This window comes from Streptomyces griseosporeus, from assembly GCF_014656055.1.
Lineage (GTDB): Bacteria > Actinomycetota > Actinomycetes > Streptomycetales > Streptomycetaceae > Streptomyces > Streptomyces griseosporeus.
Genome location: NZ_BNBR01000010.1, coordinates 191786 through 206950, shown reverse-complemented (window position 1 = coordinate 206950; position 15165 = coordinate 191786). Strand labels below are relative to the sequence as shown.

General features: G+C 71.9%; 12 protein-coding genes. 4 read left to right on the top strand and 8 right to left on the bottom strand.

Annotated elements, in window-relative coordinates:
- Positions 1 to 103 precede the first annotated feature (103 nt).
- Positions 104 to 1345: a glycosyltransferase 87 family protein gene (locus IE308_RS36080; RefSeq protein WP_190221114.1), complete on the top strand. Its 1242-nt coding sequence runs from the start codon at positions 104 to 106 to the stop codon at positions 1343 to 1345.
- On the opposite strand, the gene IE308_RS36075 is transcribed toward IE308_RS36080, so the two are convergent.
- Complete coding sequence (locus IE308_RS36075; protein ID WP_190221113.1) at positions 1306 to 2640, bottom strand: MATE family efflux transporter; 1335 nt, start codon at positions 2638 to 2640, stop codon at positions 1306 to 1308. The two genes, IE308_RS36080 and IE308_RS36075, sit on opposite strands and share 40 nt — an antisense overlap.
- A 92-nt stretch (positions 2641 to 2732) precedes the next feature.
- Between IE308_RS36075 and IE308_RS36070 the strand changes: the two genes are divergently transcribed.
- Positions 2733 to 3263 carry a PadR family transcriptional regulator gene (locus IE308_RS36070; RefSeq protein WP_110627664.1) on the top strand — a complete coding sequence of 177 codons (531 nt, stop codon included), beginning with the start codon at positions 2733 to 2735 and terminating at the stop codon, positions 3261 to 3263.
- A gap of 45 nt (positions 3264 to 3308) precedes the next feature.
- Here the strand turns inward: IE308_RS36070 and IE308_RS36065 are convergent, their stop codons facing one another.
- Genes IE308_RS36065 through IE308_RS36050 form a run of 4 tightly spaced genes read right to left on the bottom strand, consistent with a single transcriptional unit; the run spans position 3309 to position 8745 of the window.
- The gene (locus IE308_RS36065) at positions 3309 to 5660 is read right to left on the bottom strand and encodes a beta-xylosidase/alpha-l-arabinosidase (RefSeq protein WP_190221112.1); all 2352 of its coding nucleotides are present in this window, start codon (positions 5658 to 5660) and stop codon (positions 3309 to 3311) included.
- A 7-nt stretch (positions 5661 to 5667) separates the two neighbouring features.
- Positions 5668 to 6486 carry a carbohydrate ABC transporter permease gene (locus tag IE308_RS36060; protein WP_110627666.1) on the bottom strand — a complete coding sequence of 273 codons (819 nt, stop codon included), beginning with the start codon at positions 6484 to 6486 and terminating at the stop codon, positions 5668 to 5670.
- Positions 6483 to 7436 (bottom strand): carbohydrate ABC transporter permease, encoded by a 954-nt coding sequence (locus tag IE308_RS36055; RefSeq protein WP_110627667.1) that lies wholly within the window; start codon positions 7434 to 7436, stop codon positions 6483 to 6485. Before IE308_RS36055 ends, IE308_RS36060 begins: the two co-directional genes overlap by 4 nt.
- A gap of 7 nt (positions 7437 to 7443) precedes the next feature.
- A complete protein-coding gene (locus IE308_RS36050; protein ID WP_190221111.1) occupies positions 7444 to 8745 on the bottom strand; it encodes an ABC transporter substrate-binding protein in 1302 nt (433 codons plus the stop codon).
- 146 nt (positions 8746 to 8891) lie between these two features.
- Between IE308_RS36050 and IE308_RS36045 the strand changes: the two genes are divergently transcribed.
- Positions 8892 to 9929, top strand: coding sequence for a LacI family DNA-binding transcriptional regulator (locus tag IE308_RS36045; RefSeq protein WP_110627668.1), 1038 nt, complete (start codon positions 8892 to 8894; stop codon positions 9927 to 9929).
- Between the two features lie 158 nt (positions 9930 to 10087).
- A complete protein-coding gene (locus tag IE308_RS36040) occupies positions 10088 to 11467 on the top strand; it encodes a glycoside hydrolase family 10 protein (protein ID WP_190221110.1) in 1380 nt (459 codons plus the stop codon).
- A 30-nt stretch (positions 11468 to 11497) separates the two neighbouring features.
- Here the strand turns inward: IE308_RS36040 and IE308_RS36035 are convergent, their stop codons facing one another.
- The 3 genes from IE308_RS36035 to IE308_RS36025 form a co-directional block, all read right to left on the bottom strand.
- Positions 11498 to 12688: a hypothetical protein gene (locus IE308_RS36035; RefSeq protein ID WP_190221109.1), complete on the bottom strand. Its 1191-nt coding sequence runs from the start codon at positions 12686 to 12688 to the stop codon at positions 11498 to 11500.
- Between the two features lie 77 nt (positions 12689 to 12765).
- Positions 12766 to 13788, bottom strand: a complete 1023-nt coding sequence (locus tag IE308_RS36030; RefSeq protein ID WP_190221108.1) for a C40 family peptidase — start codon at positions 13786 to 13788, stop codon at positions 12766 to 12768.
- Between the two features lie 243 nt (positions 13789 to 14031).
- Positions 14032 to 15066, bottom strand: coding sequence for a C40 family peptidase (locus IE308_RS36025; RefSeq protein WP_190221107.1), 1035 nt, complete (start codon positions 15064 to 15066; stop codon positions 14032 to 14034).
- Positions 15067 to 15165: the final 99 nt, after the last annotated feature.

The following is a 15165-nucleotide window of genomic DNA, read 5'->3' as shown; positions in this document are numbered from 1 at the left end:
CTACCGAACCGTCCCGGCGAGGGTTGTGGCACGCGCACAGGGGGGCAGGACATCATGTTCCCCTCAATCGCACATGGCGGGGAATCGAACGGCAGGGGATCTGGTGGAGACGACGGTGGCGAGGCGGCCCCTGCTGTGGCTGATGCTGGGGGTGGTCTGGGCCGCGACCCGCGTGATGCTGCTGCTGTTCGTCTTCAAGGTGGTCGTCTTCCCCGGCCCGGACGTCACGAGCGACGTGTCGGTCATCTATCACGGCTGGTACGACGTGCTGCGCGGCGGAACGTTCCCGCTTGAGGACGTGACCTGGCAGTACCCGCCCGCCGCCGCGCTGGCCATCCTCTCCCCCGGCCTGCTGCCGTTCCTCGGCTACGCCGAGGCCTTCTTCGTGCTGGCGTTCCTCGCCGACCTGGCCGCGTTCGCGCTGCTGGGGTACGCGGGTCGGCGGCCCGGCCGTACGCTCGCCGGGGCCTGGGTCTGGGTGGTGGGCGTACCGCTGCTCGGGCCGACGGTGTACGCCCGCTACGACGTGATGGTGACCGCGGTGGCCGTCGCGGCGCTGCTCGCCGGGGCCCGGCATCCGCGGGTGATGGGGGCGCTGGCCGGGTTCGGGGCGATGCTGAAGGTCTGGCCGGTGCTGCTGCTGATCGGGGTGCGGCGGCGGACCTCCTGGGTGGCGGCCGGGGTGACCGTGGCCGTGGTCGCGGGGGTGTTCTGGCTGGCCATGCCGGGTGCTTTCGCGTTCCTGACGTTCCAGCGGGACCGGGGCACCGAGGTGGAGTCGCTGGGCTCGCTGGTCTTCCATGTGGCCCGGCACCACGGCTGGGACGGGCAGGTGCTGCTCAACTACGGCTCGGTGGAGTTCCTCGGCCCGCACGTCGACATCGTCTCCACGGCCGCCCTGTTCCTGACGGGGGCGGCCTTCAGCTGGCTGCTGCTGTGGCGGCTGGTGGCGGTGCGGTTCCGTTCGTCCACGGCGGTGGACGCGGCCTTCACCGCGGTGCTGCTGTTCACCGTGACCAGCAGGGTGATCAGCCCGCAGTACCTGGTGTGGCTGGTGGGGCTGGCCGCGGTGTGCCTGTGCTTCCGGGCGACGCGGATGCGGTGGCCGGCGGCGCTGGTGCTGGCGGCCTGTCTGGTGACGGTGCTGGAGTTCCCGGTCTGGTTCGCCCACGTCGTCGCCAGTGACACGCTCGGCGTGACCCTGCTGTTCGCGCGCAACGGCCTGCTGGTGGCCGCCGCGGTGACGGCGGCCGTACGGCTGTGGCGGTCGACGGTGCCGTCGTCGGCGCGGGCGCCGCTGCCCGCTCAGGCGGAGCGGGCCGAGGAGACGCCGGTCTCCTCCTGAGCCCTGGCCGGCTCCGCTCGCCGGGTGCCGCTCCTGAGCAGCGCGACCGTCACCGCCGCGCACTGGCCGGCCATGGCGAGCGCCATCGCCAGGCAGATCCCGGGCAGGCCGAGGCCCGACAGGGCGTAGGCGAGCGGGAGTTGGAGGGCGGTGCCGACGACGGTCACCCGCAGCAGCAGCGGCGCTCCCCCGCTGCCCTCGAAGACCCCGCCGAGCGCGATGAAGCAGGCCATCAGCAGCAGGTAGGGGCCGATGCCGCGGAGGAAGAGGACGCCTTCGTGGGCGACGGCGGGTCCGGCGCCGAAGGCGGCCATGATCCAGGGCGCGGTGAGGGCGAGCAGCGCGGCCGCGGTGAGGCCGGTGGTGCCGGAGACCAGCACGGCCTGCCGTGCGATGGCCCGGCGGGCGTCGGTGCCGGTGCCGCGGGTGTGCGCGGTGTGGATGGAGGCGGCCTGGCGCACGGAGTAGAAGGCCATGGTCGCGATGTACAGCACCTTGTAGGCGATGGCGTACGCGGCCACCGCCGTCACGCCGATCCGCGCCACGATCGCGACCAGCACCAGCGCCCCGCCCTGCCGGATCGTGAAGTCGGCCGCCATCGGCAGCCCGGTGCGCAGCACCGCCGTGGGGGACCAGGGGGCTCGTTCCCCTGCCGCCGCGCGCAGCAGGGTGTTGCGGCGCAGCGCGAGCAGCCCGGCGGCGAGCGCGACCGTCCGGCACAGCACGGTGGAGGCGGCGGCGCCTCGGACGCCGTAGAGGTGGATGAACAGCGGGTCGCAGACGAGGATCAGGCCGTTGGCGAGCAGGGCGAGCCGCATCGGGGTGCGGGTGTCGCCGGTGCCCTTGAGCAGGCCGTCGACGAGCTGCTGGACGAAGAAGACGGCCGTGCCGGGCAGGGAGATCGCGAAGTAGGCGACGGCGAGCGGCAGGGCGCCGCCCTCCTGGTCGCCGAGGACGAGCCGGGCCAGCGGCTCCCGCAGCAGGTACCCGCCGATCGCGACGGCCGGGGTGATCAGCGCGCACAGGGTCCAGCCGCCGCGGACGGCCGCCCGGACCGCGGCCGGGTCGCGGGCGCCGCGGGCGTGGGCGACCAGCACGGTGGTGCCGGAGGCGAACACCAGCGCCACGCCGAGCAGCACGTTCTCGGTGTTGGTGGCGACGGCCACGGCGGCGACGGCGTCGCCGCCGAGCCGGGAGACCCAGACGGTGTTGATGATCCCGGCGGCGACGGAGGCGAGGAGGGAGAAGTAGACGGGGTGGGCGAGGGAGATGAGCTGTTTGCGGTGGGCGTTCACGCGGTGTCCCCCTGAAGTCGACGGTACCTCGATTCGAGGTAGCTCGATAAGAGGTAGCATGCCGCCAGGGCGTCCACAAGGAGGAAAGTGAAGTGCTGGAGCTGTCGATCCTCGGCTTCCTGGCCGAACAGCCGCTGCACGGCTACGAGTTGAAGGAGCGCATCGCCGCTCTGAGCGGGCATGTCCGCCCGGTGAGCGACGGTGCGCTGTACCCGGCGATCAAGCGGCTCGTCGCGGCGGGACTGCTGGCCGAGCGGATCGAGGAGGGCGTGAGCGCGGCCCCGCGCCGGATGCTGTCCCTGACCGAGGCCGGGCGGGCAGACCTGCTGCGGCGGCTGCGGACGCCCAAGCCGGTGGAGATCAGCGACCAGGCGCGCTTCAACACCGTCCTGGCGTTCCTGCGGCACCTGCCCGACCGGCGGGAGCAGGCGGCCGTACTGCGGCGGCGGCTGGACTTCCTCCAGGAGCCGTCGAGCTTCTTCTACCGGGGCGGCCGGCCCGTCGCGGCCGAGGAGGCCGGGGACCTGTTCCGGCAGGGCATGCTGCGGGTGGCCCGGGCGACCGGGCAGGCGGAGCGGGCGTGGCTGGCGGAGGCCGTGGCCGAGCTGGAGCGGGACGCGTGAGAGCCCCGGCCCTCCCCTACGGGCCGGGGCTCTCCTCGCTCCGCGTCAGCGGAAGTCGGCGTGCAGCCTGCGCGTGTGGTCCACGTGCCGGGCGGGCCCGGTCAGCCGGACCCGGGCGGTCAGCCGCGGCGCGTCGCTCGCGGCGGACAGGCGCAGCTCCAGCTCGCCCGGCTCGACCACGCGCCGCCCGTCGCGGCCGGTGAAGGAGGCGAGGTCGGCCGGGACCGTCACGGACAGCCGGCGTGCCTCGCCCGGCCCGAGCGGCACCCTGCGGTAGCCGACGAGCCGCTGCACGGGCTGGACGACGGAGGCGACCGGGTCGTGCAGATAGAGCTGGACGACCTCGGTGCCGTGCCGGTCGCCGGTGTTGCGCACGGTGAAGGAGAGCGTGAACTCCCCGTCGGTGGTGGTCTCTTCGGCCGCGACCACCAGGTCGCTCCAGTCGAACGACGTGTACGACAGGCCGTGCCCGAAGGCGAACGCCGCGGTCGGGTCGACCGCCGAGACGTCGCTGCGCCCGGCGAGCGGGGCGGCGAGGTAGGTGGAGGGCTGGCCCCCGGACCCGGCGGGCACGCTGACGGGCAGCCGGCCTGAGGGGTTGACGGTGCCGCTGAGCACGCGGGCGACGGCGCCGGTGCCCTCGGCGCCGGGGAAGAAGGACTGCACGATCGCGTCGGCCTCGGTCACCGCCCGGCCGAGCGCGTAGGGCCGTCCGGCCAGCAGCGCCACCACCAGCGGGGTGCCGGTGTCCAGCAGCCGGTCGAGCAGCGCCTGCTGCACGCCGGGCAGCGCCAGCGACTCGGCGTCGCAGCCCTCGCCGCTGGTGCCGCGGCCGAACAGGCCCGCGCGGTCGCCGAGCGCGGCGACGACCACGTCGGCGTCCCGGGCGACGCGGACGGCCTGGTCGAAGCCGGAGGTGTCGGCGGTGTCGACGTCCGCGCCGCGCACGGTGACGATCTCGGCGCCCGGGAACTCCCTCACCAGCGCCTCGCGCAGCGTGGGCAGTTCGATGCCGACCGGCACGTCGGGGTGGTGGACGCCGACGTGCAGCGGGAAGGAGTAGCAGCCCAGCACCGCGGTCGGCTCGTCGGCCTGAGGGCCGATCAGGGCGATCCGGCGGGGCGCGGTCAGCGGCAGGACGCCGTTGTTGGCCAGCAGGATCACCGCCTCGTCGGCGGCCCGGGCGGCCAGCTCGCGGTTCTCCGGCGAGTCCAGGTCGACCGTGCCGCGCAGGGCGACGGTGTCGTCGGTGCCGTGCTCCCGCAGGGCGGCCGGCACCGGGTCGAAGTCCGCGTCGAGCAGGCCGAGTTCGGCCTTCTGCGCCAGCACGCGGCGCAGGGCCCGGTCGACCAGCTCCTCGGGCACGGTGCCCTCGGTGACGGCCTGGACGAGCGCCGGGCCGAAGGTCTTCACGCTGGGCAGCTCGACGTCGACGCCGGCGCGCAGCGCGGTGGCCGCGGCGTCGGTGAAGTCGGCGGCGACACCGTGCAGGGTCTTCAGGAAGGCGATGCCGAAGTAGTCGGCGACGACCGTGCCGGTGAAGCCCCAGGTGTCGCGCAGCAGGCCGGTCAGCAGCTCCTCGTCGGCGGCGGAGGGGATGCCGTCGGTGTCGGTGTAGGCGTGCATGACCGAGCGGGCGCCGCCCTCGCGCAGAGCCATCTCGAACGGCGGCAGCAGCACGTCGGCGCGTTCGCGCGGCCCCATCGAAACGGGCGCGAGGTTGCGGCCGGCGCGGGAGGCGGAGTACCCGGCGAAGTGCTTGAGCGTGGCGACGATCCCGGCGGACTCCAGGCCCTGCACATAGGCGGTGCCGATGGTGCCGACCAGGTAGGGGTCCTCGCCGATGGTCTCCTCGACGCGGCCCCAGCGGGTGTCGCGGACGACGTCCAGGACGGGGGCGAGGCCCTGGTGGATGCCGACCTCTCGCATGTCGCGGCCGATGGCGGCGGCCATCCGGCGGATCAGGTCGGGGTCGAAGGTGGCGCCCCAGGACAGCGGGACCGGGTAGGCGGTGGCGCCCCAGGCGGCGAACCCGGCCAGGCACTCCTCGTGGGCGAGGGCCGGGATGCCGAACCGGTTGGCGGCCATGATGCGCCGCTGGGTGCGCAGCAGGGACAGCGCGCCGAGCGCCGGGTCGACGGGGGCGGTGCCGAAGGGCCGGGTGAGCTGTCCGAGCCCGGCCGGCAGCAGGGCGTCGAGGTCGACCGCCTCCTCCATGTCGTGCTGGTGCGGGGCGACCTCACCGCCCTCGGCGGAGGCGCCGACCCAGACGCCGAACAGCTGGGCGATCTTCTCCTCGACGGTCATCGCCTCGATCAGAGCCGTGACGCGGGTGTCGGTGTCGTGGGCGGGGTCGTTCCAGACAGGGGTGACGGGTGTGGTTGTCTCAACGGCCACGTGGCGGTCACTTTCCTCCGACGCCCATCAGACCCTGGACCAGGGCGCGACGGGCGAACAGGTAGACGAGCAGGACGGGCACCATCGACAGCACCACCGCGGCCAGCAGGCCGGGGATGTTGATGCCGTGCTCGGTTTGGAAGTTGTACAGGCCCAGCGTGATGACCTTGGTGGAGTCGGACTGGGTGAGGACGAGGGGGAAGAGGAAGCCGTTCCAGGCCTGCAGCGCGGAGAACACCACGATCGTGGAGAGCCCGCCCCGGGACAGCGGCAGCACCAGCTGGAAGAACATCCGGCGCGGCGTCGCCCCGTCCATGGCCATCGCCTCGAACAGCTCCGGCGAGATGTCCCGCATGGCGCCGCTGAGCACCAGCGCGGAGACCGGCAGGCAGAAGGCGGCCGTGGGCAGGATGACGCCGATCAGGTTGTCGTACAGCCCCGCCTCGCTGATCAGGTAGAACATCGGCACGATCACGGCCTGGGCGGGGATGGCGAGGCCGAGCAGGAAGAGCCGGAAGACCAGCGAGGTGACCTTGGAGCGGCTGCGCACGATGGCGTAGGCGAGCGGCGGCACCAGCAGCAGGACGATGCCCACCACGGCGACCGTGACGATCACCGTGTTGAGGTAGTACTCGCCGAAGCCCTCGTCGAAGGCGCTGGTGAAGTTGTCCAGGGTGAAGCCCTCGGGCCAGGACAGCGGGCCGCCCTTGGAGTAGTCCGAGCGGGACTGCACGGTCGCGGCCAGCATCACGTACAGGGGCAGGCCCACGATGAACAGCCAGGCGAGCGAGGCCGCGCCGGCCAGGTAGTTGGGGCGTCGCCTCATGACATGCCCTCCATGGTGCCGCGCATCTTGTCGTAGCCGGACAGGCGTACGACGACGAGCGAGATGATCGTGGCGGCGACGACCAGCACGAGCGCGATGGCCGCGCCGGCGCCGAAGTCGAAGCTCTTGAAGGCCTTCTGGTACATGTAGTAGGCGCTGATGGTGGTGTCGGTGCCGGGGCCGCCCTGGGTCAGGATGAGGACGGTCTCGAAGGTGGTGAGGCCGCCGACCACCATGAGGATCATCGAGGTGATGATCGAGTTGCGCAGCTGGGGCAGCGTGATGTGGAAGAACTGCCGGAACCGGCCCGCCCCGTCGATCTCCGCGGCCTGGTAGAGCACCTGGGGGATCGCGCGCGCGGCGCCCTGGTAGATCAGCGTGTGCAGCGGGGTGAACTGCCAGGTACTGACGAAGGCGAGGACCCCGATCGCGGTGGACTGCTTGCCGAACAGGTTGCCGTCGCCGAACAGCCAGGTCGCCTGGGCCGGGACGCCGAAGTTCGGGTCGAGCAGCGCCCGCCACAGCACGGACACGGCGGTGGAGGACAGCAGCAGCGGGACGAAGTAGATCGCCGACAGCACCGCGCGGTTGCGCTGCTCACCGGCGGCCCACACGCCCAGCAGGATGCTGAGCGGTGTCTGCAGGGCGACGCCGAGCAGGGTCAGCAGCAGCGTCAGCCAGATGGACTGGATCATCACCGGGTCGTCGAAGATCCGGGTCCAGTTGTCCAGGCCGACGAACTCCGGCTCGGACAACCCGTTCCAGCTCATGAAGGACAGCACGCCGACCATCACCAGCGGGGCGATGGCGAACAGGGCGAAGAACAGTGTGGCGGGGACCGCCCAGGCAAAGCCCGGGCGGCCCACGTGGGCGGCCGACCCCCGCGCCGGCCGGCTGGACTTGCCGGTCACGGTGCGGGGCGCGGACGCGCGTGTCATCTGCGTGGTCATGGGGTGCTCATTCGGTGGGCAGGGCCTGCATGGCCTTGATGAACCCGTCGGCGTCCAGCCGTCCGTTGACGAACTGCTGCACCGCCTGGTGCATCGGCGTCGCGGCCGACTGCGGGTAGGCCTGGTCCCAGGAGAGCTGGAAGGTCGGCGCCTTCTTCACCAGGTCGAACTGGAAGTGCGAGAAGGCGGGGCTCGCCGAGGTGTCGAGGTACTGCTCGGTGTTGGTGGTGGTGGGCAGGTTCCCGATGGCCAGCTGCTGCTTGACGAAGTCGTCGGAGTACATCAGCTTCAGGAACTCGGCGACGGCCTCGGGATGCTTGGTCTTCTTCATCACCGAGTAGAAGTTGTTGGTGTTGCCGACCAGGGCGGCCGCGTCACCCTTGCCGCCGGGCACGCTCGGGAAGGCGGTGTAGCCGAGGCTCTTCTCGGCGAAGGCCTTGTCGAAGTCCTGGATGGTGGAGTACTCCCAGGAGCCCATCAGCTCGAAGCCGGCCTTGCCGCGGGCGAGCAGCGTCGGGGAGCCCTGGTCGGTGAACTTCACCGAGTCGAAGTTGGTGCCGAAGGCGCCCGCGTCGACCAGCTCCTTGAGCATGCCGAGGGCCTTCTTGCTGTCCTCGCTCGCCCAGGCGTCCTTGTCGCCGGAGAGGGCCTTCTTGAACAGCTCGGGGCCGGCGATCCGGTCGTAGAGGTACTCGAACCACATCAGGGTCGGCCACTGGTCGCCGCCGCCCAGCGCGATCGGGGTGATGCCCTTGGCCTTGAGCGTCTTGACCGCGTCGAGCAGCTCGGCCCAGGTCTTCGGGGGCTGCACGCCCGCGTCGGCGAGGACCTTCTTGTTGTGGAAGAGCAGCACCGGCTGGGTGCCGCGCATCGGGACGCCGTACGCCTTGCCGTCGAGCACCGCGGAGTCGAAGACGGACGGCAGGAAGGCGTCCTTCAGCTTCGCGTCCTTGGCGATGAAGTCGTCCAGCGGCAGCAGCAGATCGGCCTTGACGAAGGGCTGGATGCTGCCGCCGCCCCAGTTGAAGAAGACGTCCGGGGCCTGGGGGGTGTTGATGATCGTCTGGAGCTTCTGCTGGTAGTCGGCACCGGGGATGGTGTCCAGGACCACCTTGACCTTGGAGGTCTTGTTGAACTTGTCGACAACCGCCTTCTCGACCTTGTTGGTGGCGTCGCCGTAGACCAGGACGTGGATCTTGTCGTCCCCGCCCGCCGACGCCCCGTTGCCCCCGCACGCCGTCAGCGTCAGCGCCGCCGCCAGGGCCACACCACACGCAAGTACCCGGGAGAACCGCACGCGTGTCCGCATCGCGCCCCACCCCTTTCCGCTCGAAAGTTTCGATGCCAAGCGCGAAATTTGTTGTTGCCGGGACATTAAACGAGCCCCCTTTCGCGGTCAACGGAGTGGTACGGACGCGATCGAACCGTTACCCGGCGGTGTCGTATGCTGCGCCCATGCGAGCGAGAGACGAGGACGAAACGGCCGGTCGGGTGACCCTCGCCGAGGTCGCGGCACAGGCGGGGGTCTCCCTCTCGACAGTTTCGAAGGTCCTCAACGGGCGTTCGGACGTGGCATCGGCGACGCGCACCCGGGTCGAACGCCTGCTGGCGGAGCACGGCTACCGCCGGCGCAGCGCCACCTCCTCGCACGCGCCGCTGATCGAGCTGGTCTTCCACGAGCTGGAGAGCGTCTGGGCGATGGAGCTGATCCGCGGCGTGGAGAACGTCGCGCAGCGCAGCCGGCTCAGCGTCGTCGTCACCGAGAGCGGCACCCGGCACGCCCCGGGCCGCGAGTGGCTGGACGGGGTGCTCCAGCGCCGCCCGCGCGGCGTGGTGCTGGTCTTCTCCGCGCTGCCGGACCACGTCAAGAAGCAGTTGCGCTCCCGGGCCATCCCGTTCGTCATCGTGGACCCGGCCGGCGACCCCGAGCCCGACGTCCCCTCGGTGGGCTCGGCCAACTGGTCCGGCGGCATGGCCGCCACCCGGCATCTGCTCGACCACGGCCACGAGCGCATCGCCATCATCACCGGCCCCGCCGACCTGATGTGTTCCCTGGCCCGGCTGGACGGCTACCGCTCGGCGATGGCCATGGCGGGCCTGGAGCCCGACCCGCGCCACATCCGCTACGGCGACTTCCACGTCCAGGGCGGCTTCACCCATGCCATGGAGCTGCTCGACGGGCCCGACCGGCCGACCGCCATCTTCGCGGGCAGCGACCTGCAGGCCCTCGGCGTGCTGGAGGCGGCCCGGCGCAGGGGGCTGAGCGTGCCCGGCGAGCTGTCGGTGGTCGGGTACGACGACGTGCCGGCGGCCCAGTGGTCCTCTCCCCCGCTGACGACCGTGCACCAGCCGCTGCGTCAGATGGCCGAGGAGGCGGCCCGGATGCTGCTCGCGCCGCGGGACGCGGCGCGGCCGACCCTGCGCATGGAGCTGGCCACCAAGCTCGTCGTCCGCCAGAGCACGGCACCGAACGACCTCGAAAGCGTTCGGTAAATTTCGGTTTCGCGCGGGTCAACTGGCGTTTCCGACGCGATCACGCACTCCCCGTTGACCGCGGAAACAACTGGCTCTAGGGTCTGCACGCTCTTCCGAAAGGGGTTCGAATCTTTCGAACCGCCTCTCCGAGAAAGCCTCTGAGAAGGGACGCAGCAATGACCCGCACGTCCTCCGCACCCCCCAGAACACGGGGCCGCACGGCGCTGTCCGCGCTGACCGCCGGCCTGCTCGCCACCGCGGGCCTGGCCGCCCTGGCCACGCCGGCCGACGCGGCGACCACCCTCGGCTCCGCGGCGGCCGGCAAGGGCCGCTACTTCGGCACCGCGGTGGCCGCGAGCCACCTGGGCGAAGCGGCCTACGCGAACACGCTCGACACCGAGTTCAACGCCGTCACGCCCGAGAACGAGATGAAGTGGGACGCCACCGAGCCCACCCGCGGCTCGTTCAGCTTCGGTGCGGCCGACCAGATCGTCAGCCACGCGCAGGGCAAGTCCATGAAGATCCGCGGCCACACGCTGGTCTGGCACTCGCAGCTGCCGGGCTGGGTGAGCGGTCTGGGCGCCACCGACCTGCGCACCGCGATGAACAACCACATCACCCAGCTCATGACCCACTACAAGGGCAAGATCTACGCCTGGGACGTGGTCAACGAGGCGTTCCAGGACGGGGGCAGCGGCGCCCGCCGCAGCTCGCCCTTCCAGGACAAGCTGGGCAACGGCTTCATCGAGGAGGCGTTCCGCACCGCGCGGGCCACCGACCCGGACGCCAAGCTCTGCTACAACGACTACAACACCGACGGGATCAACGCGAAGAGCAACGCGGTCTACGCGATGGTCAAGGACTTCAAGGCGCGCGGCGTCCCGATCGACTGCGTCGGCTTCCAGTCCCACTTCAACAGCGCCTCCCCGGTGCCGAGCGACTACCAGGCCAACCTCCAGCGCTTCGCCGACCTCGGCGTCGACGTCCAGATCACCGAGCTGGACATCGAGGGCTCGGGCAGCGCGCAGGCCACCAACTACGCCAACGTGGTCAAGGCGTGCCTGGCGGTCACCCGCTGTACCGGCCTCACGGTCTGGGGCATCACCGACAAGTACTCCTGGCGCAGCAGCGGCACCCCGCTGCTGTTCGACTCCGACTACGGCAAGAAGCCGGCGTACTACTCGGTCCTCAACGAGCTGGGCGGCACGAGCGACGGCGGCGGCGGTGGCGGTGGCGGTGGCGGCGGCACGGCCGCCTGCACGGCGACCTACACCACGGCCGAGTCTTGGTCCGGCGGCTTCAACGGCAAGGTCACCATCACCGCGGGCAGCAGCGCGATCAGCGCCTGGTCCACGACGGTCACCGTCACCTCCCCGCAGAAGGTCACCGCCACCTGGAACGGCACCCCGTCCTTCGACAGCTCCGGGAATGTCATGACCATGAAGTCCAGTTGGAACGGCAGCCTGGCGGCCGGCGCCTCCACCACCTTCGGCTTCACGGTGACCACCAACGGCACCACCACGCCGCCCGTCGTCGGCGCCTGCACGGCCTCCTGACCGCACACGGGGTGGGAGCCGCCCGGGCTCTCACCCCAACTGCAGCCGCAGATACTCCCGCCAGTCCGCGGTGAACTCCCCGGACGTCGTGCCGAGCACCGTGCGCAGCGCGTCCTCGACCGCCCCGGCCCGCTGCCGGTGCGCGCCGACCGCCCGGTAGAACTCGCCGAGCCGCGCCTCGCCCCACCGCTCGGCGATCATCCGGCACGCCAGCCAGCCGCCCTCGTAGGCCCGCGCCAGCTTGTTCGCGTCGCCGGAGAAGGAGAAGTCGCCGTCCACGGGCAGCGCGGCCGGCACCCGCCCCTCGGCCACCGCCCGCTGCAGCTCCGGCGCCGCCTGCTCGGGAGTGCGCCCGGTGCCCCGGTAGCCGACCCAGTCGGCATAGCCCTCGGACAGCCACAGCGGGGTGGCCGCGTTGGTGGCGCGGCGGGTGGCGACATGCGTGGTCTCGTGGGTGAGGACGACCTGCCGGCCCAGCGAGCCGAGCATGCCGTACGCCTCCGGGTTGACGATGATCCGGTCGGCGGGCGCCTTCGCCGGGGCCCCGGTCTCGCCGGTCGTCACCGCGGCGATGCCCCGGTAGGAGGAGGCGGGCGAGCCGAGCAGCGCGGCCATGCCCTCCAGCGACCTCGGCACGAGCACCACGACGTGCCGGCTCCAGCCGGTGCCCCACGCGTCCGACACCGCGGGCACCGCACGGTCCGCGAGGCGCGCGTACGAGCGCAGCTGGCCCTGCGGCTGCCCGGTGCCGAGCACCAGGCTGTGCGCGCCCCGCACGACGCTCACCGCGCCCTGGTCCCACAGCTGCTGCCCACCCTTGCCGGCGGGCCGGTCGGCGGCCACCGACCACCGCCCGTCCGCGGCCCGGGCCAGCCGCAGCGTCCGGCCGGCGACGACGGGGGCGGTGTCGTAGCCGCGGATGCGGTAGCGCAGCTCGGCCTCGGCGGTGGCACTCCCGTCGCCGGTCCGTACGGTCGTGACCCGGTAGTCCCACTCCGCGAACGGCACCTGCCCCAGCTCGGCGTACCCGGCCAGGGTGCCGGTGGCGCCGTACGCCGCCCGGTCGTGGCCCAGGAGGGCCGCCGCCCGCCGGTCCAGCAGCCGCTGCACCTCGGCACGCGCGGTGTCGGCGGCGGGCCGTCCGCCGCAGCCCACCAGCGCGACGAGCAGCAGACACAGCCCCACCACCGGGGATCTCCACGCCCGCCGTCGACCAGCCATCCTCCCGATCGTACGGCGAAGACCTCGGTGGGCGAACATGGCGTACGGCGCGCGGACGGCCCGGCGGACCGGCGCGGTCAGACCCGGGTCACCGACGCGACCGGCATCATGCCGACCGGGTCGTAGCGCACCGGCGCGCCCGGGTAGGGGGCGTGGATGACCTGGCCGTTGCCGACGTACATGCCGACATGGCCGGCGTCGGAGCGGTAGACGACGAGGTCCCCGGGCCGCGCCTGGGAGAGCGGGACCTGGCGGCCGGCGTACCGCTGGGCCTGCGAGGTGCGCGGCAGGGAGACCCCGGCCTGGGCGTACGACCACTGCATCAGGCCCGAGCAGTCGAAGCCGGAGGGACCGTTGGCGCCCCACACGTACGGTTTGCCGAGGGCGGAGCGGGCGGCGGCGAGGGCGGCGGCCGCGCGGCCGGAGGCCGGGACTCCCCCGGCGAGGACGGGCAGGTCGGTGCGGCCGGAGCGGGAGGCCCGGTCGAAGGCGGCGCGTTCGGCGGGCGCCAGGGCGTTGAGCAGCTGCCGGGCGCGGGCGAGCTTCTGCTCGACGGTCTTCTTGTGCCGGGCGACGGCCGTACGGCTCTTCTCCAGCTCCCCCAGGGCCCGGGTCGCCTCGGCGCGCTCCTGGGCGAGTTCGCGCATCGCCGTCTGAAGTTCCCTCAGCTGCCCGGCCTGGTGGGCGTTGATGCGGTCGAGGGCGGCGGCCTTGTCGAGGTAGTCGTCCGGGTCGTCGGAGAACAGCAGCGCCAGGGCGGGGTCGAGGCCGCCGGCGCGGTACTGGGCGCCGGCCAGTGAACCCAGCGCCTCGCGCATGGTGTTGATGCGCTCCTGCTGGCGGGCGATGCGGTCCTGGGCGGTGGTGACCTTCTGCCGCAGCGCGTCGGCCTTCTCGTCGGCCTTGTTGTAGGCCTCGGTGGCCTGTTCGGCCTCCTCGTAGAGGCGGTCCACCTCGGCGCGGGTGTCGTCGTGCGGCGCGGCCGCGGCGGTGCCGGCCGGTACGGCGCCCAGGGCGGCGGCCGCGGCCGACAGCAGACCCAGGGCGGCGACGGCGCCCTTGTCGAACCCGGTTGGTGCAAGGCGGCGATGGGAGCCCACGGGGAGCCGCACTCCTTCCACTGGGGGACAGGGAGTTCCCCGGTGCCGGGGCGGGGCAAGGCACGCCCCGGCGGCGGGGGGAAACGCGGCAGACAGTAGCCCCGCGACCGGGGCCCGGCCAAAGACCTCCGCGGCCACACACGGTGACGCCCCGCCACTGACGCAGGTCACCGGCGGGGCGCGGGGTGAGAACCCGTCCGTGCAATTCGCCCGTTCGGGCGGCACGGTGTGTTGATCTTGCCGTCAGATACGGACGCCGAACTGGAACGGCATGTTGTTGATGGACTCGTAGCGCACGGTCGTGCCGGTGCGCGGGGCGTGCAGCACCTGGCCGTTGCCGGCGTAGAAGCCGACGTGGTGCAGGTCGCCGTAGAAGATCACCAGGTCGCCGACGCGCAGGTCGGACTGGCTGTAGATGCGCGTACCGGCGTTGGCCTGCGCCTGCGAGGTGCGCGGGATGGAGACGCCGGCCTGGGCGTAGGCCCAGCTCGTCAGGCCCGAGCAGTCGAAGGAGGACGGGCCGGAGGCGCCGTAGACGTACGGGGAGCCGATCTTGCTCTGGGCGGCCTGGAAGGCGGCCATGGCGCGGCTGGAGCCGGCCGGGGCGTCGCCCAGGTCGACGCGGGAGCTGGAGGAGCGGTTGGCGCGGTCCTGCTCGGCGGCGAGGGCGGCCTTCTCGGCGGCCGTCAGGGAGTTGAGCAGCTTCTGCGCCTCGGCGAGCTTGCCCTGGACTTCCTGCTTCTTCTTGCCGAGTTCGGTGCGCGTGGAGGCGAGGTCCTTGAGCTTCTCGGAGGCCTCGGAGCGCTCCTGCGCGAGTTCGCGCTGCTTCTCCTGGATCTTCTTCAGCGCCTCGACCTGCTGGGCGCTGAGCTGGTCGGCGGTGGACGCCTTGTCCAGGTAGTCGTCGGGGTTCGACGACAGGAAGAGCTGGAGGGAGGAGTCGATGGTGCCGGTGCGGTACTGGGCGGCCGCCGCCATGCCTATGGAGTCGCGCAGCTCGTTGAGCTCCTCCTGGCCGCGGGCGACGTTGTCCTGGATCGTGGAGATCTCCTTCTGGAGCTTCTCCTGCTTCTCCTTGGCGCCGTTGTACTTCTCGGTGGCCTGCTCGGCCTGCTCGTACAGCTTGTCGACCTTGGCCTTCACCTCGTCCTTGGTCGGCTTCTCGCTCGGGGCTGCGTTGGCGGCCTGGGCGCTGAAGGCGACGGCGGCGGCTGCTGCGGTGGTCAGCACGGTCACGCGTGCACGACTCGGCTGCTTGGGTCGACGGTGGGACGCCACTGGAGGCGAACTCCTTCTTGTGAGTGATCACCCGTTCGGAGGTTCGAGCCCCGACCCTAGTGACCCAGTTGTGATCAGTTCAAATCCTGATCCCAAAAA